18 protein-coding genes and 1 pseudogene are annotated in these 24,488 nt (G+C 71.9%); 5 read left to right on the forward strand and 14 right to left on the reverse strand.

Annotation, left to right across the window (positions count from 1 at the left end):
• Nucleotides 1–19 precede the first annotated feature (19 nt).
• From ACLU3S_RS11270 to ACLU3S_RS11290, 5 genes are all read right to left on the reverse strand, one after another.
• Complete coding sequence (locus ACLU3S_RS11270; protein ID WP_413951634.1) at nucleotides 20–1,351, reverse strand: wax ester/triacylglycerol synthase family O-acyltransferase; 1,332 nt, start codon at nucleotides 1,349–1,351, stop codon at nucleotides 20–22.
• A 146-nt stretch (nucleotides 1,352–1,497) separates the two neighbouring features.
• Nucleotides 1,498–3,819, reverse strand: coding sequence for a GH92 family glycosyl hydrolase (locus tag ACLU3S_RS11275; protein WP_413951635.1), 2,322 nt, complete (start codon nucleotides 3,817–3,819; stop codon nucleotides 1,498–1,500).
• A gap of 323 nt (nucleotides 3,820–4,142) precedes the next feature.
• Nucleotides 4,143–5,363, reverse strand: coding sequence for a glucose-1-phosphate adenylyltransferase (gene glgC / locus ACLU3S_RS11280; protein ID WP_413951636.1), 1,221 nt, complete (start codon nucleotides 5,361–5,363; stop codon nucleotides 4,143–4,145).
• A gap of 50 nt (nucleotides 5,364–5,413) precedes the next feature.
• Nucleotides 5,414–6,574 (reverse strand): glycogen synthase, encoded by a 1,161-nt coding sequence (gene glgA / locus ACLU3S_RS11285; RefSeq protein ID WP_413951637.1) that lies wholly within the window; start codon nucleotides 6,572–6,574, stop codon nucleotides 5,414–5,416.
• A gap of 39 nt (nucleotides 6,575–6,613) precedes the next feature.
• Nucleotides 6,614–7,369, reverse strand: coding sequence for a (2Fe-2S)-binding protein (locus tag ACLU3S_RS11290; protein WP_413951638.1), 756 nt, complete (start codon nucleotides 7,367–7,369; stop codon nucleotides 6,614–6,616).
• A gap of 229 nt (nucleotides 7,370–7,598) precedes the next feature.
• On the opposite strand from ACLU3S_RS11290, the gene ACLU3S_RS11295 reads away from it, so the two are divergent.
• Complete coding sequence (locus tag ACLU3S_RS11295) at nucleotides 7,599–8,717, forward strand: DMT family transporter (protein ID WP_413951639.1); 1,119 nt, start codon at nucleotides 7,599–7,601, stop codon at nucleotides 8,715–8,717.
• On the opposite strand, the gene ACLU3S_RS11300 is transcribed toward ACLU3S_RS11295, so the two are convergent.
• Complete coding sequence (locus tag ACLU3S_RS11300; protein WP_413951640.1) at nucleotides 8,707–9,900, reverse strand: transglycosylase family protein; 1,194 nt, start codon at nucleotides 9,898–9,900, stop codon at nucleotides 8,707–8,709. The genes ACLU3S_RS11295 and ACLU3S_RS11300 overlap by 11 nt on opposite strands.
• A gap of 312 nt (nucleotides 9,901–10,212) precedes the next feature.
• Here ACLU3S_RS11300 and gndA point away from each other — a divergent pair, with 312 nt between their 5' ends.
• On the forward strand, nucleotides 10,213–11,652 hold the full coding sequence (gndA, locus tag ACLU3S_RS11305) for an NADP-dependent phosphogluconate dehydrogenase (RefSeq protein WP_413951641.1): 1,440 nt from the start codon (nucleotides 10,213–10,215) through the stop codon (nucleotides 11,650–11,652).
• Nucleotides 11,653–12,242: 590 nt separating this feature from the next.
• Here gndA and panD read toward each other — a convergent pair.
• From panD to kdpF, 6 genes and pseudogenes are all read right to left on the reverse strand, one after another.
• Nucleotides 12,243–12,662, reverse strand: a complete 420-nt coding sequence (panD, locus tag ACLU3S_RS11310) for an aspartate 1-decarboxylase (RefSeq protein WP_413951642.1) — start codon at nucleotides 12,660–12,662, stop codon at nucleotides 12,243–12,245.
• Nucleotides 12,663–13,126: 464 nt separating this feature from the next.
• Nucleotides 13,127–14,420: pseudogene (lysA, locus tag ACLU3S_RS11315) on the reverse strand (diaminopimelate decarboxylase); the annotation flags it as partial.
• A 131-nt stretch (nucleotides 14,421–14,551) separates the two neighbouring features.
• The gene (locus ACLU3S_RS11320; RefSeq protein WP_413951643.1) at nucleotides 14,552–15,259 is read right to left on the reverse strand and encodes a potassium-transporting ATPase subunit C; all 708 of its coding nucleotides are present in this window, start codon (nucleotides 15,257–15,259) and stop codon (nucleotides 14,552–14,554) included.
• A gap of 5 nt (nucleotides 15,260–15,264) precedes the next feature.
• Nucleotides 15,265–17,364, reverse strand: a complete 2,100-nt coding sequence (gene kdpB, locus ACLU3S_RS11325) for a potassium-transporting ATPase subunit KdpB (RefSeq protein WP_413951644.1) — start codon at nucleotides 17,362–17,364, stop codon at nucleotides 15,265–15,267.
• 32 nt (nucleotides 17,365–17,396) lie between these two features.
• Nucleotides 17,397–19,058 carry a potassium-transporting ATPase subunit KdpA gene (kdpA, locus tag ACLU3S_RS11330; RefSeq protein ID WP_413951645.1) on the reverse strand — a complete coding sequence of 554 codons (1,662 nt, stop codon included), beginning with the start codon at nucleotides 19,056–19,058 and terminating at the stop codon, nucleotides 17,397–17,399.
• An 8-nt stretch (nucleotides 19,059–19,066) separates the two neighbouring features.
• Nucleotides 19,067–19,156: a K(+)-transporting ATPase subunit F gene (kdpF, locus tag ACLU3S_RS11335; RefSeq protein ID WP_037770757.1), complete on the reverse strand. Its 90-nt coding sequence runs from the start codon at nucleotides 19,154–19,156 to the stop codon at nucleotides 19,067–19,069.
• Nucleotides 19,157–19,679: 523 nt separating this feature from the next.
• On the opposite strand from kdpF, the gene ACLU3S_RS11340 reads away from it, so the two are divergent.
• The 3 genes from ACLU3S_RS11340 to ACLU3S_RS11350 are packed head-to-tail and all read left to right on the forward strand — an operon-like array spanning nucleotide 19,680 to nucleotide 21,776.
• On the forward strand, nucleotides 19,680–20,324 hold the full coding sequence (locus ACLU3S_RS11340) for a TetR/AcrR family transcriptional regulator (RefSeq protein ID WP_413951646.1): 645 nt from the start codon (nucleotides 19,680–19,682) through the stop codon (nucleotides 20,322–20,324).
• Between the two features lie 11 nt (nucleotides 20,325–20,335).
• Entirely contained in the window at nucleotides 20,336–20,995 is a 660-nt protein-coding gene (locus tag ACLU3S_RS11345) for an ABC transporter ATP-binding protein (RefSeq protein ID WP_413951647.1), read from the forward strand.
• Nucleotides 20,982–21,776, forward strand: coding sequence for a hypothetical protein (locus ACLU3S_RS11350; RefSeq protein WP_413951648.1), 795 nt, complete (start codon nucleotides 20,982–20,984; stop codon nucleotides 21,774–21,776). Before ACLU3S_RS11345 ends, ACLU3S_RS11350 begins: the two co-directional genes overlap by 14 nt.
• Nucleotides 21,777–21,814: 38 nt before the next feature.
• Here the strand turns inward: ACLU3S_RS11350 and ACLU3S_RS11355 are convergent, their stop codons facing one another.
• Together ACLU3S_RS11355 and ACLU3S_RS11360 are read right to left on the reverse strand one after the other, a co-directional pair.
• On the reverse strand, nucleotides 21,815–23,113 hold the full coding sequence (locus tag ACLU3S_RS11355) for an SLC13 family permease (RefSeq protein ID WP_413951649.1): 1,299 nt from the start codon (nucleotides 23,111–23,113) through the stop codon (nucleotides 21,815–21,817).
• A 574-nt stretch (nucleotides 23,114–23,687) separates the two neighbouring features.
• The gene (locus ACLU3S_RS11360) at nucleotides 23,688–24,167 is read right to left on the reverse strand and encodes a CBS domain-containing protein (RefSeq protein ID WP_413951650.1); all 480 of its coding nucleotides are present in this window, start codon (nucleotides 24,165–24,167) and stop codon (nucleotides 23,688–23,690) included.
• Between the last annotated feature and the right edge of the window lie 321 nt (nucleotides 24,168–24,488).

Consider the following 24,488-nt stretch of genomic DNA (forward strand, 5'->3'; position numbering starts at 1 on the left):
CTGCGGCGGGCGGCCGGGCTCAGACGTCGCAGACGGCCAGCAGTGTCTCCACCTCGGCCAGCAGCGCGTGCGCGAACCGGTCCAGGTCCGGCACGGCCTGCGCGTCGGCGACCAGGCCGTAGTGCACACGGCCGCGGTAGGTCGAGATGGCGACCGCCAGCGACTGCCCCGGCGCGAGCGGGGCCAGCGGATACACCTCGGTCAGTTCGTGGCCGCCGAGCCGCAGCCCGATCCCGGGCATCGGCACGCTGGTGACGAGGATGTCGAACCACAGCCGGGCGGCCTGGCCGACCAGCGGGCCGCCGAGCCGGTGCCCGATCGCCGGCACGTGGTCCGCGAGCAGCGCCACCGCACCGGCGCCCCGGTCGGAGCCCGCGTCCTTGTTGCGCATCATCGCCGTGCGGACCGCGCCGAGCCGCCCCAGCGCGTCCGGCTCGTCGACCGGAAGCCGTATCAGGTAACCGGAGAGCCGGTTGCCCTGTGGGTGGGCGGTGCGCGGACGGCGCCGGGAGACCGGGATGAGCGCGCGCGGCGCCACGCCCTTGCTGCCGTCGCCGCGCTCGTCCAGCCAGCGGCGCAGCGCGCCCGCGACGACGGCGATGAGCACATCGTTCACGGTGCCGCCGACGTTCTTGCGCACGCGGTGCACGTCGTCGATGTCGAGGACGACCCCGGCGGTGCGGCGGGTGCCGCTGGGGGCGGAGGTCAGCGCGGAGGTGGGCCGCATGCGGAGGGTGGACAGGGCGAGGGAGGCGCCGATGTCCAGGGCCCGGCCGACGTCGGACAGCGCGTCGCGGAACAGTCCCGGGAGCATCGCGGGCAGCCGGCGCACGTCCGGCAGCAGACGGCGCGGCGGCTCGACGGCGCGGGGCGGCCGCTGGGGCAGGTCCACCGGGTCCAGGACGCCGGCGGCGAGCTTCAGCGCGCGCAGCCCGTCGGCGAGGGCGTGGTGGAACTTGAACAGCACGGCGAAGGAGACACCGTCCTCGCCGGGCAGCACGTGCGCCTCCCACGGCGGGCGGCCGCGCTCCAGCGGGCGCTCCATCAGCCGTCCGGCCGCCGCGTGGAAGTCGGCGGTCGGGGCGTGCAGCCGTACGTGGTTCAGCGGATCGAAGTCCGGATCGCTCTCGCGGATGGCACCGCCGAAGGCGAGCGGCTGCCAGACGTCGCGGATGCGCATGCGCAGCCCCGGAACGGCGGCGGCACGCGCGGCGAGCAGGTCGGCGGCATGCGCCCCGGCGGTGGGCGAGTGCGCGCCGAAGACGCCGAGCGCACCCAGGTGCATCGGGTGGCGGTCGGACTCCATGTTCCAGAAGGCCAGGTCGAGTGGAGCGAGCGGGTCGGAAGTCAAGGGCTTGCCTCGCGCGTCGACGAAGGATGGATCTGCAGTCAATCCCTGATTGACGATTACGGTCAAGTACGATCAGGCTACGCTCAGTTAACAGCAGATGAAGGCCCGCCTCTCCGAAAGAGGCGGAACTCAGGAGACTCCTGAGGTCACTTCAGCACCGGAGGCGCCGCCTGGGGTGACGTACCCCACTCCGACGGGCGCGGGCCGACCGTGAACGCGAGCGAGCGCAGGGAGCGCAGCGCACCCGTCGTCAGATAGGTCCGCCCGTGGGGCCTGCCGTCGGCGCGCACGCTCTGGACGTAGCGCTCGGTCGCCGAGGTGCCGGGCGCGGTCACGGTCAGCCGGCCGCCGGGCCAGTAGCGCCGGTCCAGGGTGAGCTCGACCCGGTCGAAGAGCGGGGTGGACAGGCCCCAGGTGTCGTAGCCGGGCTGGATCGGGAACAGCCCGATGGACGACAGCACGTTCCAGGCGGACATCGTGCCGAGGTCGTCGTTGCCGGTGATGCCGGTGGGGCCGTCGGTGAACAGGGTCAGGGCCGCGTGGACCACGTCGGTGGTCTTCCAGGGCTGGCCGGTGGAGAGATAGGTGTAGGGCGCGATGAGGTCGGGCTCGTTCATCGGGTTGTATACGGCGGCGTTGTAGTAGGCGTACGGGTCGCCGTGCACCCACACCTCGCGGGCGGTCCGCGCCGGGTCGGCGAGCAGGCGGTCGTAGGCGAAGAACGCGTCCAGCCGGTCGTTGGCCGCGCGCTTGCCGCCGATGAGGCGCACCACGCCGGGCAGGTCCTGCGGGACGAGCCACTGGTACTGCCAGGCGGTGCCCTCGTGGAACCCGGTGCCGAGCGCCGGGTCGGCCGAGCCGGTGAACGCGCCGGAGGCGTCGCGGGCGCGGAAGAAGCCGGTGCTGGGGTCGAAGATGTTCCGGTAGGCGCGCGACCGGGCCGCGTACCGTGCGGCGTCGGCCGGGTGCCCGAGCCCACGGGCCATCTGGGCCAGCATGGCGTCGGCGAGGGCGTACTCCAGGGTGACGGAGGCGCCGTGGTGGTAGTCGGAGTCGCCCATCTTGGCGAGCGGGCGGTCCTTGACGAACGGCGCGAAACCCCGCGCGATGTACTCGGCGTTGGCCTCCCGCCCGATGCCCGGGTACTCGGCGGGCGGCACGCCGTCGGCGTTCTTCTTCAGCGCGCGGTAGGCCCGTTCCTCGAAGCCCTTCAGCAGGCCCATGTGGTAGGCGGTGGTCAGGAAGGGGGTGACCGGGTCGCCGCTCATGACATTCGTCTCGACCGGGCCGTAGCCCCACTTGGGCAGCCAGCCGCCGTCCTCGTCGATCGCCACCACCGACCGGGCCATGTCCCGGGCCTCGCGCGGCGCGAGCAGGGCGAGCAGCTGGGCCTGGGTGCGGTAGGTGTCCCACAGGGACCAGTTCTGGTAGTACGTGAAGCCCTTGGCGTAGTGGGTGCGGCGGTCCCAGCCGAAGTAGCGGCCGTCGGCGTCGCTGCCGATGTTGGGCGCGAGGAACGACCGGTACAGCGAGGAGTAGAACGTGCGGCGCAGCGTGGTCGTGCCGCCCTGGACACGCACGTCGGCGAGCCTCGCCTCCCACAGCTGCCGGGCACGGCGGCGTACGGCGTCGAAGGACCGGCCGCCCTCCGCGCGCAGGTTGGTGGCGGCGCCGCGCGAGTCGACGTACGACAGCGCGGTGGTCGCCTCGACGGTGCGGTCCCTGGTGGTGTCGAACCGGAGGTAGGCGCCGCCCGGCCCGCTGCGGGCGCCGGGGGTGACGGTGGAGCCGTCCCAGGTGCCGTACGCGGTGAAGGGCCGGCTGAACCGGGTGATCGTGTAGACCGTGTACGGGCCGGTGTCGCGGCAGAAGCCGTGGCCGGTGATCTCCGTGCGCACGGTGCGGTCGTCGAGGATCTCGACGGTGCTGCTGACCCGCTTGTGCAGCGACTGGGCCGCGTTCAGCAGGACGTTGGCCTTGCCGGTGGCGGGGAAGGTGTAGCGCTGCACGCCGGTGCGCTCGGTGGCGGTCAGCTCGGCGCGGATGCCGGAGGCGAGGCCGACGTGGTAGTAGCCGGGGCTCGCCCCCTCGTCCTGGTGCGAGAAGGCGGCCGCGTACTGGGCGGCGTCCGTCTGGGTGACGTCGCCGGTGGTGGGCAGCACCGGCAGGTCGCCGCCGATGCGGCAGCCGACGCCCGAGAGATGGACCAGCGAGAAGCCGCGGATGCGGCTCTGCGCGTAGTCGTAGCCGGTCATGTGCCCGGTGTCCGGGGAGAGCTGCACCATGCCGAAGGGCACGGCCGCGCCGGGGAAGGTGTTGCCCTCGTTCTGGGTCCCGATGAAGGGGTTGACCAGGTCGGTGAGGTGGCCGTCGGTCCGCTCGGCGGCCCGTGCGGCGGGGGTGGCGATCAGCGTGGACGCTGCCATCACCCCGGCCACACACAGCCGCGTGCACCGGGTCCCTCTCATGTCGGGTGACCTCCGAAGGTTCGACATCGTTGCCTGCATCGTGAAGGGCGGGCGACGCAAATCCGGGCATCCCAGAGGGGGTACGCGAAACGCGTCGCGTCAGGGCAACGCGAGCCGAACGGCAAAGGTCACTGGAGCGCGCGCCGAACTCCCCCCTGGCCACGGGCGATTACGGCACGATCGGCCATGGCGGTGCGCACCGGCGCCGGCTCGCTCCGGTCGGCCGCGGGCGGGTGCGCCCGCACGCGCGTGCGATGGCTTGCTCCATCGGGGTGGCGCCACGGGTGCCGGCGGGGTGCGCCCCGGCGCCGGGCAGGCGGGCGCTACGACACCCGCCGCCCCTTGCCCAGGGCGATGACCCCGCCCTTGGAGACCGTGTACAGCTCGGCGTCCCGCTCCGGGTTGACGCCGATCGTGGCGCCGGGCGGCACCTCCACGTTCTTGTCCAGGACGGCACCGCGCACCACGGCGCCGCGGCCGATGCGGACGTTGTCGTGGAGCACCGAGCCCTGGACCACCGCGCCCGGGTCGACACGGACGCCCGGGGACAGGACCGATCGCGTGACCTGACCGCGGATCAGACAGCCGGCGCTGATGATGGACTCGCTCGCCATGCCGCCCGCGGTGAAGCGGGCCGGGGAGAGCTGGCCCGAGTGGGTGTAGACGGGCCACTGCCGGTTGTAGAGGTTGAAGGCGGGCCGCTCGGCGATGAGGTCCATGTGGGCCTCGTAGTAGGCGTCCAGGGTGCCCACGTCCCGCCAGTAGCCCTGGTCGCGGCTGGTCTCGCCGGGCACGTGGTTGTCGCCGAAGTCGTACAGCTGCGCCTCGCCGCGGGCGGTGAGCTGGGGCAGGATCGAACCGCCCATGTCGTGCGCGGACTGGCTGTCCTCGGCGTCCCGGTGCAGTGCCTCGACGAGGGCCTTGGTGGTGAAGACGTAGTTGCCCATGGAGGCGAAGACGCTCTCCGGTTCGTCCGGCAGGCCCGGCGGGTCGGGCGGCTTCTCCAGGAAGCGCTCCACCGTCAGGCCGTCCGAGCCCGGCGTGATCACCCCGAACGAGGACGACTCCGCGCGCGGCACGCGGATGCCGGCCACGGTCACACCCGCGCCGCTCTCGATGTGCTGCCGCAGCATCTGGCGCGGGTCCATGCGGTACACGTGGTCGGCGCCGAACACGGCCACGTACTCGGGCTGTTCGTCGTACACGAGGTTCAGCGACTGCAGGATCGCGTCGGCGCTGCCGAGGTACCAGCGCGGACCGAGCCGCTGCTGCGCCGGGACCGGCGTGACGTAGTTGCCGAGCAGGCTGGACATCCGCCAGGTGGTGGTGATGTGCCGGTCCAGCGAGTGCGACTTGTACTGGGTCAGCACGCAGATCCGCAGGATGTCGCCGTTGACCAGGTTGGACAGCACGAAGTCGACGAGCCGGTAGGTGCCGCCGAAGGTGACCGCGGGTTTGGCGCGGTCGGCCGTGAGCGGCATCAGGCGCTTGCCCTCGCCGCCGGCGAGCACGATGCCGAGAACCGACGGTCCACCACGACGCATGGCCGCTCCCCTCACCCTGGTAGATCCATGGCTGCCCCCGCAAGCGCGGGCTAAGCCTGCTTGAGGACGTCCTCGTAGAGGGCGGCGGTGCGCCGGGCCACCGCGTCCCAGCCGAACTCGCCGACGGCGCGCGCCCGTCCGGCCTCCCCCATCCGCCGGGCCGCCTCCGGGTCGCCGAGGACGGTGTCCAGCGCCCGGGCCAGGCCCGCCTCGAAGGCCCCGGGGTCGTCGCCCACGTCGACCAGCAGCCCGGTGCGGCCGTCGGCCACCACCTCGGGGATCCCGCCCACCCGGGAGGCCACCACCGGCGTGCCGCACGCCATCGCCTCCAGGTTCACGATGCCGAGCGGCTCGTACACCGAGGGGCAGGCGAACACGGCCGCCCGGGTGAGGAGTTGGACGACCTCCGCGCGCGGCAGCATCTGCGGGATCCAGAACACGCCGTCCCGGTCCCGGCTCAGCTCCTCGAACAGCTCCCGGAACTCCCGGTCGATCTCCGGGGTGTCGGGCGCGCCCGCGCACAGCACGACCTGGACGCCGGATTCGATCCCCCGGACCGCGCGCAGCAGATGGGGCACGCCCTTCTGCCGGGTGATGCGGCCGACGAACAGCACGTACGGGCGGGTGGGGTCGATGCCGTGCCGGGTGAGGGCCTCGGTGCCCTGGTCGGGCCGGTACAGGCGGGTGTCGATGCCGTTGTGCACGACGTGCACGCGGGCCGGATCGAGGTCCGGGTAGCAGGCGAGGATGTCGGCGCGCATGGCGGCCGAGACGGCGATCACCGCGTCGGCGCCCTCCACCGCGGTGCGCTCCGCCCAGCTCGACAGGGCGTATCCGCCGCCGAGTTGCTCGGCCTTCCAGGGGCGCAGCGGCTCCAGGGAGTGGGCGGTGACCACGTGCGGGACGCCGTACAGCAGCTTGGCGAGGTTCCCGGCGAGACCGGCGTACCAGGTGTGGGAGTGGACGAGTTCGCGGCCCTCCAGGGCGGCGGCGATCGAGAGGTCGACGGAGAAGGTGCGCAGCGCGTCGTTGGAGCCGTCGAGCGCGGACCAGGGCCGGTGGCGCACGACCCCGACGCCGCGGCCCTCGCCCCAGCAGTGCACCTCCAGGTCCACCAGGGAGGTCAACTCGCGTGCCAGGAACTCCACATGGACACCGGCGCCGCCGTACACGTCCGGGGGGTACTCCCGGGTCAGCAGTCCCACTCGCACCCGACAACCCCCTGGTCTCGCCGGCAGGTCCCCCCATGGTCACTCAGATGCGGCGCCCGGGGAAGAGCGCGGCGGCCGGGCGAAGCAGCAGTCGCCGCAGACCCCGCCGCCGGGCACCCGGTAGTACAGGCAGCAGCTGCGGCGGCGGAAGGCCGTGCCGGTACGGGTGCCGGTGGTGCGCAGCAGGGGATGGGCGAGGAGTTCACCGGCGAGGACACCGGCCCGCACCGCCGCGTCCCCGCGGCCGTGGGCGCGGGCCCAGCGGTCCAGCTCCCGCGCCGCGCCGGCGAGCGCGGATGCGGCGTTGCCCCACAGCAGGCCCGCCGCGATGCCGTAGCGGGCTGTCAGGGTCTCCCCCAGGGGTTGCAGATGCCCGTGCAGCACCGCGTCCGCGAGGGCGGCCGCGTCCCCGGGGCCCGGGCGGACCGCGGTGAGCCACAGGTCCTCCGGAGCGGACGCGGCGGGGTCCCAGCGCAGCAGACGCGGGTCCAGGTCCGGCAGCCGCCCGTACAGCACGGCGCAGCCGAGGGCGGCCGACCACAGGCGGGCGGCGAGCCCCTGATGGCCGATGGACGCCGCGACCCGCGGCTCCGGGGTGCGCAGGCGTGCCGCGACCGTCGCGACGCGGGACGTCAGCGCGCCGTGTGCGAGCGCCGGGTCCGCGTAGGCCTCCGCGAGCGTCGGCAGTCGTGCAAGGTCCGGTGCGCCGGCGGCTGTGCCCGCGGGCGGGGCCGTGCGCAGCACGAAGAAGCCGCCCAGCGGGCGGAGCTCGGCGAGTTCGGGATCGAGGTCCACGTCGGACAGTGGTACCAGGGGCGATCGTGGACCGCTCCCCGGGGTCTCCACCCCGCGACACCCACCCAGGGGATGATCACGCGGCCCGTGTACTCCATCGGGAGTAGGACGCAGGGCGTGCTCAGGGACGACGACGGGAAGAGCGCGGCCGGGCAGAGTGTTTGCTCATGCACGCCGACCGTCCGCCGCGCGGGGCCCAGCGCCCCCGCCGCACACAGAGGAGACGCAGATGAGCGCACTGGCGCTCTCCGTGCTCCTGTCGTTCGTGTCCGCCCTCGCCTACGCGGGCGGCGCGATCGTGCAGGAGCGGGTCGCGGTGTCCTCTCGCGGCAGCGCCTACCTGCCGCTGCGGCGGCCGGGCTGGTGGGGCGCGCTGGCGCTCAACGGCCTCGGGGGCGTGCTGCACGTCGTGGCGCTGGCCTACGGCCCGCTCAGCATCGTCCAGCCGCTCGGCGCGCTGACCATCGTCTTCGCACTGCCCCTGGCGGCGCTGTGCGTCGGCCGCCGGGCCGGGGCGACGGCGTGGCGCGGTGCCGTGATGGCCACGGTGGGCCTCGCCGGACTGCTCGCCCTGGTCGGCTCCTCCGACGACCACGCCCTCGACGGGGCCCAGCGGCTGGCGGTCGCGCTGGTCACCGGCGTCGCGGTCGTGGCGCTGATGTGCGCGGGCCGGGCCGCGCACCGGCACCCCGCGGTGCGCGGCGTGCTGCTCGCGACCGCCTCCGGCATCGCGTTCGGCATGTCGTCGGTGTTCACCAAGACCGTCGCCGTCGACTGGAGCGCGGGCATCGGCCCGGGCGCCGCGACCTCCCTCGCGCTGATCGGCGCGTTCGCCGTCGCCGGCGTCCTGCTGTCCCAGGCCTCCTACCGGGGCGCCGGCCTCGCCGCCCCGCTCGCGACCCTGACCGTGGTCAACCCGGTGCTGGCCGCCGCGGTCGGCATCCTGATGTTCGGCGAGGCGTTCCGCCACGGAGCCACGGGCACCGCGCTCGCGCTGGGCTGCGGTGTGGTGGCGGCGGGCGGCCTGATCATGCTGACGACGGAGCGGATCGAGCGCACCGCGCCGGCGCACGAGGCTCCGGTGGCGGCCGGTGCGGCGCCGCTCGGGGTGCCGTTGCCGCGGACGGCCGCGCGGAGCGCCGCGGAAGGCGCCGAGGGCGACGGGGTCCTCGCCGCGCCGGACCTGCGCGACCTGCTCGTCCCGGCCGCGGGCGACAGCGCCGAGGACACCGGCGGCGCCGAACCGCCCGTCGAGCGCGTGCTCCCGCCGTCGTACACCGCGCTCACCGCGGGCGTCGCCGTACCGCTGCCGGTGCTGGACCGGCGGCGTACGCGCGTCAGATCGTGACGCCCGAGGCCCGCAGCCAGGCGACCGGGTCGATGTCCGTGCCGAAGCCGGGCCCCGTCCGCACCTCGAAGTGCAGATGCGGGCCCGTGACGTTTCCAGTGGACCCCGAGCGGCCGATGCGCCGGCCCGCGGCCACGGTCTGGCCGACCCGCGCCGAGATCGCCGACAGGTGGCCGTACTGGGTGTAGCGGCCGTCGGCGTGCCGGATCACCACCTGGTAACCGTAGGCGCCGCCCCACCCGGCGGCCACCACCTGCCCGGGCGCCGCCGCCTTCACGGCGGTGCCGGTCGGCACCAGGAAGTCGACGCCGGTGTGGTAGCCCTTCGACCAGTGGGGCCCGGCCACGCGATACCCGGTGCCGATGGGCGCGTGGACCGGGGCGACCATCGCGAGGCCGGCCGGCGAGCTCCGGTGCGTCGCCGGCTTCTCCTGGGCCGGCTTCTCATGGGTCGGTTTTTCGTGGGTCGGCTTCGTGTGCGAGTGCTGCGAAGTCGCCCTCTTCCCCGGGGCCTTGGCGCGCGGGCCGGGCGCGGCGGTGGTGCGCAGGCTGAGCCGCTGGCCCGGCAGGATCAGGTCGGGGTCGTCGCCGACGGTGGCGCGGTTGCCGGCGTAGAGCCGCCGCCACCCGCCCGGGACGTGGTGCGTGCCGGCGATGCCGGAGAGGGTGTCGCCGCGCACCACCGTGTACATCTCGGCCCGGCCGGCGCGGGACTGCGGGGTGGTCTGCGGCGCGACCTCGTGCACCGGGCCGCTCCTCATGGAGCGGGTCGCGGCCTCGTCGGTGTGCGGCTCGGGGCTCTCGCCGCCCCGGGTCAGACCGGCCCGCACCGAGCACACCGGCCAGGCGCCCGGCCCCTGCCCGTCGAGGACCCGCTCGGCGACGGCGATCTGCTCCGCCCGGGTGGCGAGGTCCGCGCGCGGTGCGTACCGGGTGCCGCCGTACGCCTCCCAGGTGGACCGGCTGAACTGGAGTCCGCCGTAGTAGCCGTTGCCGGTGTTGATGCTCCAGTCGCCACTGGACTCGCAGGCGGCGACCTTGTTCCAGGTGGCCGCGTCGGCGGCGTCGGCGCTGCCGGCGGCGACCAGCGGGATCGCGAGGCCGGCGCCGCTCGCCGTGACCGTCAGCGAGGCGCGGTTGATCCTGTTCGGCTGGTACCGGCGGTGCCGGCCGCGTACGGCCATGTCCGAATCCCCTCGGCATGCGTCAGGAGGGGCAAAAGTAAGCGCCACGAACAGGCCATGACAAGACGGAAATTCGGCCTCCCCCGGCCGCCAAGTGGCCGGGAACGGGCCTCGCTTGGCCCGAACCCCCGGCACGGGAGGAGACGGGCCGGTGATCGCAAGAAGCCTGCGGGACGGCTGAGGCTGAAGGGCTCCTCGACACGTACACAAGCCTGGCGGGTCGGATGTGCGCTCGCCGGAGCGGCACGTCAGGATGGGCGAGGACCCGTACCTACGGAGCCGTAGTCACGAGGCAGCTAGGGAGCAGGCGGTATGAGCACTTCAGCGCAGATCGGCGTCACGGGCCTCGCGGTCATGGGCCGCAACCTGGCCCGGAACTTCGCGCGCAACGGCTACACGGTCGCGGTGCACAACCGTACGGTGTCGCGGACCCAGGCGCTGGTGGAGGAGTTCGGGCATGAGGGCGACTTCATCGCCACCGAGTCCGCCAAGGACTTCGTGGCGGCGCTGGAGCGCCCGCGCCGCCTGATGATCATGGTGAAGGCCGGTGATCCGACGGACGCGGTGATCGCGGAGTTCGCCCCGCTGCTGGAGCCCGGCGACATGATCATCGACGGGGGCAACGCGCACTTCGCGGACACCCGGCGCCGGGAGCGGGAGCTGCGCGAGCAGGGCATCCACTTCGTCGGCACCGGCATCTCCGGCGGTGAGGAGGGCGCGCTGCACGGGCCGAGCATCATGCCCGGCGGCTCGAAGGAGTCGTACGCGTCCCTCGGCCCGATGCTGGAGAAGATCTCCGCCAAGGCGGCGGACGGCGCCCCCTGCGTCACGCACTGCGGTCCCGACGGCGCCGGGCACTTCGTCAAGATGGTCCACAACGGCATCGAGTACGCCGACATGCAGCTGATCGGCGAGGCCTACCAGCTGCTGCGCGACGTCGCCGGGTACACGCCGGCGCAGATCGCCGACATCTTCCGCACCTGGAACACCGGCCGGCTGGACTCCTACCTCATCGAGATCACCGCCGAGGTGCTGTCCCACGTGGACGCGGCGACCGGCAAGCCGTTCGTGGACGTGGTGGTCGACCAGGCCGAGCAGAAGGGCACCGGCCGCTGGACGGTGCAGATCGCGCTCGACCTCGGCGTCCCGGTGTCCGGCATCGCGGAGGCGGTCTTCGCCCGCTCCTTGTCCGGGCACGCGGCACTGCGGGCGGCCTCGCGCCACCTGGCCGGGCCTTCGGCGTCCCCGCTCGGCGCGTCGGAGGCGGCGGCCTTCGCGGACCGGGTGGAGCAGGCGCTGTACGCGTCCAAGATCGTGTCGTACACGCAGGGCTTCCACGAGCTCGCCGCGGGGAGCGAGGAGTACGGCTGGAACATCGACCTCGGTGCCGTGTCCGCCATCTGGCGCGGCGGCTGCATCATCCGCGCGGCCTTCCTGGACCGCATCCGCGCCGCGTACGACGCCCGCGCCGACCTGCCGAGCCTGCTGTCGGACGAGACGTTCGCGCAGGAGATCGCGGCGGCGCAGGACGACTGGCGCGAGGTGCTGATCGCCGCGACCCGGCAGGGCGTGCCGGCCCCGGGCTTCGCGGCGGCGCTGGCCTACTACGACGCGCTGCGGGCCGAGCGGTTGCCCGCCGCGCTCACGCAGGGCCAGCGGGACTTCTTCGGCGCGCATACGTACCGGCGGGTGGACCGGGACGGGTCGTTCCACACGCTGTGGGGCGGTGACCGGTCGGAGGTCTCGGCGTAAAGCGCGACACGCCCGAGGGGCGGTGGGAACGGCCACGCCGTTCCCACCGCCCCTCGGTGTCGAGTCCCCCTGTATGGAGACCGTTCTTGCCGATCTCTTCGGCTGATCTCTACTTGCCGATCTCTGAAGACCCGTTCTTGCCGATCTCTTCTGCCGATCTCTTTTTGCCGATCTCTGGGCTTCCTTCTTGCCGGGCCGCTTCCTGAGCCCGGCTCAGCTGAGCGGCGGGCCGGGCTCGGGGTTCGGCACGGGCTCCGGCCCCGGCGGGATCGGAGACGGCGAGGGCTCCGGCGGTCCCGGGTGGGGCGGAGGCGGCGTGGGCCCCGGAGGGGGTGGCGTGGGGCTCGGCGGGGGTGGTGTGGGTGCCGGGCCGGGCCCCGGCTCCGGCGGCGGTACCGGGCTGGGGTACGGGTCCGGTGCCGGGGGTGCGGGCTCGGGTTGCGGGTTGGTCATCGGTGTCCTCCGCGCAGTCGCTGGACGTCGCCTCTGGACTACTCCCCCACCTACCCGACGCCCGCCCGGCCACTCACCCGACGGCAGCAGCCGGCAGGGCCGAGTGGGGCGCGGGCCGGCTTTCCCCCGACCGCGACTCAGGCCGGTACGGACTGCGGGCCGCGCCGCTGGTCGGAGCCGGGCACCGGCTCGGACGGGTCGGCGCCGAGGGACACGATCCTGTTGTCGCCGTCGACGTGCACGACCCGCGGCCGCAGCGCCCGCGCCTCGGCGTCGGTGACCTGGGCGTAGCTGATGATGATCACCAGGTCCCCCGGATGCACGAGATGCGCCGCCGCCCCGTTGATCCCGATGACACCCGACCCGCGCTCGCCCTCGATGACGTACGTCTCCAGCCGAGCGCCGTTGGTGATGTCCACGATGTGCACGAGCTCGCCGGGCAGCAGGTCGGCGGCGTCGAGCAGGTCGGCGTCGATGGTCACCGATCCCACGTAGTGCAGGTCGGCCTGGGTGACGGTGGCGCGGTGGATCTTGGACTTGAACATGGTACGGAACATTGGGGCACTCCCACGAGTAGGCTCCCTGCCTGCGTTTGTGCAGGTCAAGGGCTGTTCCCTGAGTTTACAACTGCTCGTCCGCCAGCCACCGCCCCCCAGTCGTTGCGGGATTCACGCTGGCTGCTCGCTGAGTCGGCCGACGGTTCGCCGGTCAGATGCCGAGGCCCGCCCGAGCCATCAGCCTCACCCACCGTCGAGAAGCGTGACCAGGGTATGGATCAGCATCCCGCCCCGCACCGAGATTCCCGTCACGTCACGGCGGACGCAGGCGAGAACGCGGCCGCCCCTCGATCGCACGGTCGGCATGGGCCCGCGCATGAGGTACCGCCGCCAGTCGGTGACCTCCCGCACAGGGCCCGGCCGGTGACCCCGGCACGCCGCTGTGCCTCCTGGCACGGCCCGGGCGGGTCGGTCGGCGAGGGAGGGAAGGCCGGCCCGGCCGGGAGCTCAGGGGTGCGGGCGGATCACATGCCGACGTCGCGGCGGCGGACGTCCTCCAGGGGCTCCCGGCGGACGAGGAGACGGGTATGTCCGTCGCCTACGGCGACCACGGGCGGGCGGCCGACGAGGTTGTGACCGGAGGCCATGGACACGTGGTAGGCACCGGCCACGGGTACGGCGAGCAGGTCGCCGGGGCGCACGTCAGCGGGAAGGTCCACGTCGGCGGCGAGGATGTCACCGGCCTCGCAGTGGCGGCCCACCACGGCCACTGGCGTGCGGTGCGCGGTACTGGCCCGGCCGATCAGGCGGGGTGCGCAGCGGACGCCGTAGAGCGCCGGGCGGGTTTGTCGCTCATGCCGCCGTCCACGGCCACGAACACGGTGTCGCGGGTGCGCTTCACGGACAGGACACGGTAGAGAGCGATGCCGGCGGGGCCGGCGATCGCCCGGCCCGGTTCGATGACGAGGCGGGGCACGGGGACTCCGGCCGTGGCACAGGCGTCGGCCGGTTCTGCGCGTACCTTGCGGGCGAGAGAGGTCAGGTCGAGGGCGGGCTCGCCGGTGCGGTAGGCGATGCCGCGGCCGCCGCCGGGGTCGAGTTCGGGCAGGACCAGGCCGTGCTGCTCGTACAGGCGGCTCATCAGGCCGACCATGCGGCGTACCGCGACCAGGTACGGCTTTACGGACGTAATCTGGGAGCCCAAGTGGCAGTGCAGTCCGGTCAGTTCGAGCTGCGGTTGGCCGAGGATGCGGGCGACGGCGTGCTGGGCGTGACCGTCGGCGATGGACAGGCCGAGCTTCTGGTCCTCGGTGCCGGTGCGGACCTTGTCGTGAGCGCCCGCGCCGATCCCGGGGACGACCCGGACCATCACCTTCTGGTGCCCGTCCGGCCCGACGGCTGCGGTCAGCCGCGCGATCTCGGACGGGCTGTCGATGACGATCCGGCCCACGCCCAGGCGCAGGGCGGTGTCCATGTCGCACGGGGACTTGGCGTTGCCGTGGAGGACGATCCGCTCGGGCGGGAAGCCGGTGGTGACGGCGAGTTCGAGTTCGCCGGCGGAGCAGACGTCGAGGCCGAGGCCCTCCTCAGTCAAGCCGGTGGGGGATCGTCCGGCTGCCCGAAGCCGGCGTCCATCCAGTGCGCCATGGCGCGGCACAGGAACGCCTCGGCGGCGTGGAGGACTTCGGCGTCGGGGAAGGCGGCGTGGTAGGTGCGGCAGCCGTCGCGGACCTCGGCCTCGTCCAGGACGTAGACGGGGATGCCGAAGCCGTCGGCGACCTCGGCGAGCGGTACGCCGCCCACGACGAGGTCTCCGGGGTGTGTGCCTCTCCTGTCGTACGCCGGGCCGTGGCCGCCGGAAGCGGGGCGACCGGTGTCATGGCGGTGGGAGCCGGCGGAACCGGGGTGCCACCCGGACCGCCGACTCCCTCATGGATCGCGTAACACCGTCATTCCTTCGCGGTGAGCGCCTTGAGCGCGGTGTTCAACTCCAAGACGTTCACCCGGGGTTCGCCGATGAAGCCCAGGGTGCGGCCGGTCGTGTGGTCCTCGACGAGCTTCTGCACGGCGGCGACGGGCAGGTGGTTGCGCGCGGCGACGCGGTGGACCTGGAGGTCGGCGTAGGCCGGGGAGATGTCCGGGTCGAGGCCGGATCCGGAGGAGGTGACGGCGTCGGCGGGGACCTGGGCCGGCGTGACCGTGTAGCCGGGCACGGAGTTGTCCTTGACGACGGCGGCCCTGGCGGCGAGCACCTGGGCGCACAGCGTGCCGCCTGCGGGCTCGGCCGGGCAGGTGCCGTTGACCGCACCGCTGTCGGCGGCCAGGTTGGTGGCGCCGGACAGCATCAGCTTGTACTGCGTGTTGATGCTGTTGGTGCCCAGGCCGTTCGCCGGGCGGCCCTGGAACCATGTCAGGTCCGGGTCCGGGATGCTCTGGCCCTTCTTCAGCGGCTGGTTGTACGACTGCCCGATCAGGGAGGAGCCGACGACCCTGCCGTCCGCCCTGATCTCGGAGCCGTTCGCCTTGTCGCTGAACAGCGCCTGGGCGATGCCGGTGACGGCCAGCGGATAGACGACGCCGGTGACCAGGGTCAGCACGAGCAGGGCCCTCAGGCCGGCCCCGAGCAACCGGGCGGTGCTGGCTGCGAAGTTGTTCATGGCGATCAGCCGATTCCGGGGATGAGGGAGATGAGCATGTCGATGATCTTGATGCCGAGGAAGGGCGCGACCAGGCCGCCGATGCCGTAGATCCCCAGATTGCGGCGCAGCATCCGGTCCGCGCTCACCGGCCGGTAGCGCACGCCCTTCAGGGACAGCGGCACCAGGGCGATGATGATCAGCGCGTTGAAGACGACCGCGGACAGGATCGCGGAGTCGGGCGAGGACAGGTGCATGATGTTCAGCTTGTCCAGGCCCGGGTGGACCGCCGCGAACAGGGCCGGGATGATCGCGAAGTACTTCGCGACGTCGTTGGCGATGGAGAACGTCGTCAGCGCACCCCGGGTGATCAGCATCTGCTTGCCGATCTCCACGATCTCGATCAGCTTGGTCGGATCGGAGTCGAGGTCGACCATGTTGCCGGCCTCCTTGGCGGCCGACGTGCCGGTGTTCATCGCCACGCCGACGTCCGCCTGGGCCAGCGCGGGAGCGTCGTTGGTGCCGTCACCGGTCATCGCGACCAGCTTCCCGCCGGCCTGCTCCCGCTTGATCAGGGCCATCTTGTCCTCGGGGGTGGCCTCGGCGAGGAAGTCGTCGACACCCGCCTCCTCGGCGATCGCCTTCGCGGTCAGCGGGTTGTCACCCGTGATCATGACCGTCTTGATGCCCATGCGGCGCAACTCGTCGAACCGCTCCCGCATGCCGTCCTTGACGACGTCCTTGAGGTGGATCAACCCCAGCACCCGGGCACCCCGGTCGTCCTCGACGGCGACCAGCAGCGGGGTGCCGCCGGCCTCGGAGATCCGGTCGGCCGACTCCTGCGCGTCGGCGGCGACTTCGCCGCCCTGTTCCTCGACCCAGGCGATGACCGAGGCGGTGGCGCCCTTGCGGATCCTGCGGCCGTCGGCGTCCACGCCGGACATGCGGGTCTGGGCGGTGAAGGCGATCCACTCGGAGCCGGCCAGTTCGCCCTGGTGGCGTTCGCGCAGCCCGTACCTCTCCTTGGCCAGGACGACGACGGAGCGGCCCTCGGGCGTCTCGTCCGCCAGGGAGGACAGTTGGGCGGCGTCGGCGAGTTGGGCCTCCGTGGTGCCGCGCACCGGGACGAACTCGGCGGCCCGGCGGTTGCCCAGGGTGATGGTGCCGGTCTTGTCCAGCAGCAGGGTGGAGACGTCCCCGGCGGCCTCGACCGCGCGGCCGGACATGGCCAGCACGTTGCGCTGCACCAGGCGGTCCATGCCAGCGATGCCGATCGCGGAGAGCAGGGCGCCGATCGTGGTCGGGATCAGGCAGACCAGCAGGGCCACCAGCACGACCATGGTCAGGCGCGTGCCCGCATAGTCCGCGAACGGCGGCAGCGTGGCACAGGCCAGCAGGAAGACGATCGTCAGCGAGGCGAGCAGGATGTTCAGCGCGATCTCGTTCGGCGTCTTCTGCCGGGCCGCGCCCTCGACCAGGCTGATCATCCGGTCGATGAAGGTCTCGCCGGGCTTCGTCGTGATCTTGACGACGATCCGGTCCGAGAGGACCTTGGTGCCGCCGGTCACCGCGGAGCGGTCACCGCCGGACTCGCGGATGACCGGCGCGGACTCGCCCGTGATGGCCGACTCGTCCACCGAGGCGACACCCTCGACGACGTCACCGTCACCGGGGATGACGTCGCCGGCCTCGCAGACCACCAGGTCACCGATCTTCAACTCGGTACCGGGCACCCGCTCTTCAAAGTCGCCCACCAGCCGCCGGGCCACGGTGTCGGTCCTGGCCCTGCGCAGGGTGTCGGCCTGGGCCTTGCCGCGGCCCTCGGCCACCGCCTCCGCCAGGTTGGCGAAGACGACGGTCAGCCACAGCCAGGCGCTGATGGTCCAGCCGAACCAGTCCCCCGGGTCCTGCAGGGAGAACACCGTGGTCAGGACCGAGCCGATCCACACCACGAACATCACGGGCGCCTTGACCATCACCCGCGGATCCAGCTTGCGCACGGCGTCCGGCAGCGACTTCAGAAGCTGCCCGGGATCGAAGAGGCCCGCGCCGACACGGCCGTCGGCGGGCTTGTGCCCGGTCGGCGCGTCCTGGTGGGGCGCCCGGGTGGGTGCGGCTGTGGACATGGAGTCCTCTGAGTTCTCTGTACGGGTCGTCATCACGCCAGCCCCTCGGCCAGTGGGCCCAGCGCGAGCGCCGGGAAGTAGGTCAGACCGGTGATGATCAAAATCGCGCCCACCAGCAGACCGGTGAACAGCGGCTTCTCGGTGCGCAGGGTTCCCGCGGTCACCGGCACCGGCTTCTGCTCCGCGAGCGAGCCGGCCAGCGCCAGCACGAACACCATCGGCAGAAAACGGCCGAACAGCATCGCCAGCCCGGTCATCGTGTTGAACCAGTCCGTGTTCGCGTTCAGGCCCGCGAACGCCGAACCGTTGTTGTTCGCCGCCGAGGTGAACGCGTACAACACCTCGGAGAACCCGTGCGCACCCGAGTTCAGCATCGAGTGCGGCGGCGTCGGCAGTGCCATCGAGGACGCGGTGAACACCAGCACCAAGGCGGGGGTGACGAGGATGTAGCAGGCGGCGAGCTTCATCTCCCGCCCGCCGATCTTCTTGCCCAGATACTCGGGCGTGCGGCCCACCGTCAGACCGGCGATGAACACCGCGATGACAGCCATGATCAGGATGCCGTACAGGCCGGAACCGGTGCCGCCGGGCGCGATCTCGCCCAGCATCATGCTCAGCATCGTGATCCCGCCCCCCAGCCCGGTGAAGGAGGAGTGGAAGGAATCCACGGCACCCGTCGACGTCAGCGTCGTCGCCACCGCGAAGATCGACGAACCGCCGACCCCGAAACGGACCTCCTTGCCCTCCATCGCGCCGCCCGCCGCCTGGAGCGCCGGACCGTGGTGAGCGAATTCCGTCCACATCATCAGGAGGGTGAACCCCAGCCAGATGGTGACCATCGTGGCGAGGATCGCGTACCCCTGCCGGACGCTGCCGGCCATCACACCGAACGTGCGGGTCAGCGAGAACGGGATCACCAGGATCAGGAAGATCTCGAAGAGATTGGTGAACGGTGACGGGTTCTCGAAGGGATGGGCGGAGTTGGCGTTGAAATAGCCGCCGCCGTTCGTGCCCAGTTCCTTGATCGCCTCCTGCGAGGCCACCGCACCGCCGTTCCACTGCTGAGAGCCGCCCATGAACTGCCCGACCTCATGAATGCCGGAGAAGTTCTGGATCGCCCCGCACGCCACCAGCACCACCGCCGCGACCGCGGCCATCGGCACCAGAATCCGCAGCGTGCCACGCACCAGGTCGGACCAGAAATTGCCCAGCTCACCCGTGCGCGACCGGGCAAACCCTCGCACCAGTGCCACCGCGACGGCGATACCGACCGCCGCGGAGACGAAGTTCTGCACCGCCAGACCGGCCGTCTGCACGACATGCCCCATGGTCTGCTCGCCGTAATACGACTGCCAGTTGGTGTTCGTCACGAACGACACAGCCGTGTTGAACGACTGCGCCGGATTCACCGACGAGAACCCCAGTGAACCCGGCAGCACCCCCTGCAACCGCTGCAGCAGATACAGGAACACCACACCGGCCACGGAGAACGCCAGAACGCCACGCAGATACGCCGGCCAGGCCATCTCCGCGTCCGGGTCGGCGCCGATGACCCGGTAGACCCACCTCTCCACCCGCAGATGCTTCTTCGAGGAGTAGACCCGGGCCATGTAATTGCCGGCAGGGACATGGACGAGCGCCAACGCGCCCATCAGGGCGAGCAACTGAAGCACGCCCGCGAGTACGGAACTCATGTCTGCTCTCAGAACCTCTCCGGGAAAATCAAGGCGAGGACGAGATATCCCAGCAGAGCGACGGCCACGACCAGACCGACAACGTTCTCGACGGTCACAGCTTCGCCACCCCCCTGGCAACGAGAGCCACCAGCGCGAAACTCGCAAGCACGCTGACAACGAAGGCCACATCGGCCATCGCGAACTCCTGGAGTGAGGTTCGGTTCAATCGGACGAGTAAAAGGAAAGCGCGTCTCCGGCCGGTTCCGGGTGTCCGTTGACGGCCCCCATACGGCCGCCCCCACACCCTTGACGGGACTCTTACGGCCCCTTTCCGTACCGGTCGAGAGGTCGCTCCGACCGGCGGCGACCCGGCTCACCACAGCCGGAAGCCGAGCCGGCAGACACCCGGAGTACCGATGGCGCACTTCGCCGGCCCGCCTTCGCCGAGGCGTCGTCACCCCGTAGCTGCGGCGCGGTGTCCGGAGGCCGCATCGTTGCGCGCGCGGGTCGGCCGTCGCCGGGTGTTCGAGGACGCGCACCGGCCTGCAGCCGGCTTTCCCGGACGCACCGGCACGGTTGCCGCCGCTCGGCGGATCGGCGCCCTGGACAGCGACTGAACATTTGTTTAGTATGCTGTACATGCGTTCAATCCCCGACGATCGGACCGCGCGGGCGGTCATCCGCGACGAGGCCCTGCGCCTGTTCGCCGCGCACGGTCCGGAGGCGGTCACCGTGCGACGGATCGCCGCCGCCGCGGATGTGTCGCCGGGTCTGGTCGTGCACCACTTCGGGTCGAAGGAGGGACTGCGCCGGGAAGTCGACCAGCACGTGCTGGACGTCTTCGAGGCGATGCTCGGTGAGCTCACGGGCGAGGGCGGCGCCGAGTTGCTCGACCCCGCCGCCGGAGCGGGTTCGCTGAGCGAGGTGTTCGCCCGGCACCTTCCCGCCGACTCGCCTCTGCCGGCGTATCTGCGTCGGCTCCTGTTGTCCGACACGGATGCCGGGCGGCTGCTGTTCCGGCGGCTGTACGACCTGAGCAGGGCCGCGCTGGACGGGCTGGCCACCGCCGGGCTGGCGGCTCCGGGACGCGATCCGGCCGTGCGCGCCGCCCTGCTCCTCGCCAACGACCTGGCACTGTTCCTGCTGCGCGACCGTCTCACCGAAGTCCTCGGTACCGACCCCTTGTCGGCCCAGGGCATGACCCGGTGGGCGCCGGAGATGCTCAGCATCTACGCGGGCGGACTGAACGCGGCACCACCCCCACCGCAAGGAGACACCGCATAGGGAGGTCGCGCATGGCGCCCTGCTCAACACCCCCACCAGCGCCCGTCCTTCGGGCCACCGACGTGCACAAGTCCTACGGCAAGCACCCTGTCCTGCGCGGAGCCGAACTCACGGTGGAGCCGGGGCAACTCGTCGCCGTCGTCGGCGAGAACGGCGCCGGCAAATCGACCCTGCTGAAGATACTGGCCGGCGTGCTGCCCCCGGACCGCGGCGAGCTCGCGGTGCCCGGCAGCCTCGGCTACTGCCCCCAGGAACCGGTCCTGAACGCGGCACTCACCGTCGAGCAGCACCTGCGTTACTTCGCTGCCGCTCACCGCCTGCCCGATCTGGACCGCGGTCACGAACTCGTGCGCCTCCTCGGCTACGAGCGATACGCACGGTCGGCCGCCGGGCAGCTGTCCGGCGGTACCCGGCAGAAGCTCAACCTCACCCTCGCCCTGCTGCACGACCCGGACGTCCTCCTCCTGGACGAGCCGTACCAGGGCTTCGACTGGGAGACGTATCTGCGGTTCTGGGACCTGGTCGAGGACCTGCGCGCCCGGGGCAGCGCCGTCGTGATCATCACGCACCTCGTCTTCGAGCAGGACCGGTTCGACGTGCTGGCCGACCTCGCCGACGGCCGCATCACCCCGCGCGCATCCTCCCGGGAGGGCAACCGTGTCGGCGCCTGAGACGTCAACGATCCGCTCCGTCCACAGCCCGTTCCCCACGGCGCTGCGCTTCTGCGTGCGCGACCAGACGCGCAACCGGCTCGCGGGACTTCTGCTCCTGGTCTTCGTGCCCGTCTGGTACCTGGTGATGGACGCCATGGCCTCGGGCGAGGCACTCGACTTCAAGCTGTACGCGACCGGGCAGCTCCTGCGCGTCGACGGTGGCCGGCTCACCCTGATCTCGGCGGGCCTCAACTCCGTCACGATGATCACCGGGTTCGTCGTCTTCGACGCCGTACGCAAGGCCCTCGCCTTCGACCGGCGGCTCGTGTTCGCCGGTTACCGGCAGTCCACCCTCATCGCCGCCAAGACCCTCGCCGTCGCAGCGGTCGCCACCGCGATCGCCCTCTACACCGCGCTCGCCCTCCTGTTCTTCTGGCGGCCCACCGGGGCCGGCTGGCTCGCCGTACTCGCAGGATTCGCGCTCATCGCCCTCACCTACGGCGCCTTCGGCCTCCTCCTCGGCGTCCTGGTCGCACGGGACCTGGAAGGCTTCTTCCTCATCATCATGGGTGGGCTGATGGACACCTTCCTGCAGAACCCCCTGGGCAACCCCCTCGCCAACAAGCCGGTCCTGCAATGGTTTCCCTCCTTCGGCCCCATGCAGTTCGCCGTCGGCGGGGCATTCGGCCACAGGGCCCTGTGGGGACACCTCGCGCTGGGGCTCGGGTGGGCCGCCGCGTTCAGCGCGGTGGGGCTGGTCATCTTCCGCATCCGGACCCGCAGGCACACAGGCGGGTGACGGCCTCTCGGCCCCGCGGCGGCCGCGGCGCCGTCCCGTCAGGCCGCCGCGAAGTAGCGGAGCCACACGTATCCCAGCGAGATGGCGACGGTCACGGCTGTGACGACGAGGCCGTACTTGGTGAACTGCCAGAACGAGATCGGCCGGCGGTTGCGTTCGGCGATGCCGAGGACGACGACGTTGGCGGAGGCACCGATCGCGGTGGCATTGCCCCCGAGGTCGGCGCCGAGCGCGAGGGCCCACCACAGGACGTGGTGGCCGCTTCCGCCCACGTCGCGGGCCAGGGCCGAGGTGATGGGCGCCATCGTGGCGACGTACGGGATGTTGTCGACCAAGCCCGAGAGGACCGCCGAACCGCCGAGCAGGGCCAGGGAGCCGACCAGCTGGTTGCCGCCGATCAGACCCGCCAGCCCGCGGGAGACCTCGCCGACGGCACCGGTGTCGATGAGCCCGCCGATCATGATGAACAGCCCGGCGAAGAAGGCGAGCGTGGGCCATTCCACCTCGGCGAGGACCTCGTTGGTGTCGACGGTGGTGGCGGCGACGAGGAGCCCCGCCCCGAGCAGAGCGACGATGCTGGGCGCGTAGTGCAGCACCGGGTGCAGGACGAAGCCGGCCATGACCAGGGCCAGGACGATCAGGGCCTGGACCATGAGCCTCGGGTTCCTGATGGCTTCGCGTTCCTCCAGAGACATGATCTCGGTGGCGCGGTCGTCGTCGTACACGAAGGTGCTGCGGAACATGACCCGGCACAGTGCCAGCAGGACGAGCACCAGGAGCGCCGCGAGCGGGGCGAGGTGGACGACGAAGTCGTTGAAGGTCAGCCCCGCGCGACTGGCGATGATGATGTTCGGTGGATCGCCGACCAGGGTCGCGGTGCCGCCGATGTTCGAGGCCATGACCTCGGCGATGAGGAACGGCGCCGAGGACAGTGCGAGGCGCTCGCACACCAGCAGGGTGACCGGGGCGATCAGCAGCACCGTGGTGACGTTGTCCAGCAGGGACGAGACCACGGCCGTCATGACGACGAGCATGGCCATGACCCGGAACGGTTTCGCCCGGGCCCGCTTGACCGCCCAGATCGCCAGGTACTCGAACACGCCGGTCTTCTTCAGTACGCCGACGATCATCATCATGCCCATCAGCAGGAAGATGACGTTCCAGTCGATGCCGGAGTCCTCGGAGTAGAACGCCGAGACGTCGTCGGTGGCACCGATCGCCAGCATCAGGCCCGCGCCGCCGAGGGCCACGGCGACACGGTGGACCTTCTCGCTGATGATCAAGGCGTACGCGCCGACGAAGACGGCGATCGCCGCCCAGCCGTGCCAGTCGCTCATGGTCCTCCGGTTGCTGGGTGGTGTGGTGTGTCGGTACGGGGGTCCACTTGTCGCGGGCGCGACCCGCCGGGAAGCCCCGAAGTCACCGCGCCGTCATCAGGAAGAAGGCGCGCGGTATGCCATGGCACACCGCGCGTGCCGGATTCCGCCGCGGCCGGGGCGCGGGCGCGGCGGCGAGACATGGGCACCGCCGGGGAGGACGGGCGGGAAGGCGAAGCCGGACGTACGGCGACGAGGCGTGCGGTCGGCCGTGCGGCGGATCGGACGAAGGCGGCCCTCGCCGGCGCGAGCGCCGCCGACCGGGAGGACCGTGGAGACGGGCACGCGGGTGCGGGGCCAGTGGCCGCGACGGCACCACCGCCGGCAACGGCGCGGCACCGAAGTCCACCGCAGGCACCATGGCCGGGCTCCGATCGGAAGAGAGACGTGTCCTCTACTCGCCGACCAGACTTCCCGGCACACCGAGGGGAACCCTACATGTCCTTGACGCTTCTTTGACAGGTGCGCACCCGACACCGCGGACTGCGTGATGTTCCCGGTCGCCGGAGTCCGCGTTGTGGTCGGCCGGAGCGGCTCACCGCGTCGACGAGCCGGGGGAAGCGGCGGCCAGCAACCGCTCCAGCAGATGGGAGGCGGTGATCACGCCGAGCAGGCGTACGGCCGCCCTGTCCTTCTCCACGACGGCGACCAGCGGGCTGCGGAGCTTTGCCATCTGCGTGGCGACCTCCAGGGCGGTGTCGTCCGGCGCAGCGACGACGGGCCGTGGCGTGGTCTCGGACAGGCACTCGCGCACCGTGCGGCCCACCAGGGCCTCGCACAGCCGGTCGGCGTGCGACTCGTCGACCACCGCCGCGAGCGTGGGGTCCTCGACGACGTAGCCCGGCACCAGGACCTTGATCATCTGAGATGCCGGCAGGATCGCTTGCGGCGCCCCCCGTTCATCGACCACCAGCAGTGCGGGCAACCGGTGCGCCGCCATCAGCCGGGCGGCGTCGAGAGCATCGCTGTCCAGGCCGACCGTCTCGTACTCCACCGCCAGGTCTCGCGCGCGCACGTTCGGCTCCTGTCTCGGGACGGCGGCACCGTCGCCGCCCGTCGCGGACCGCGTGACGCCGCAGGTCCGGCTGCCGTATCCGCACGATACAGCCGACGGGTACGGGGGGTGCGTCGCGCCGGTCCGGGCCGCGAAGGCAGCGACGTCGCGTCGAGGGCGCCCCGGCTGCGGTCCGTCCCCCGCGCTCTCGCCCGGGGCGTCACTGGCTTTCCTCCGCAGGGGGCCGATGCCGGTCCGCGCGTGCACAGCGCGCAGGGCCGCAGGCGCGCAGTAGATGGCGGTCGACGCCGAGGCTGCGTAGTGAGGCGTTGCTGGAGCGGG

This window comes from Streptomyces sp. AF1A (genome assembly GCF_047340315.1).
GTDB lineage: Bacteria > Actinomycetota > Actinomycetes > Streptomycetales > Streptomycetaceae > Streptomyces.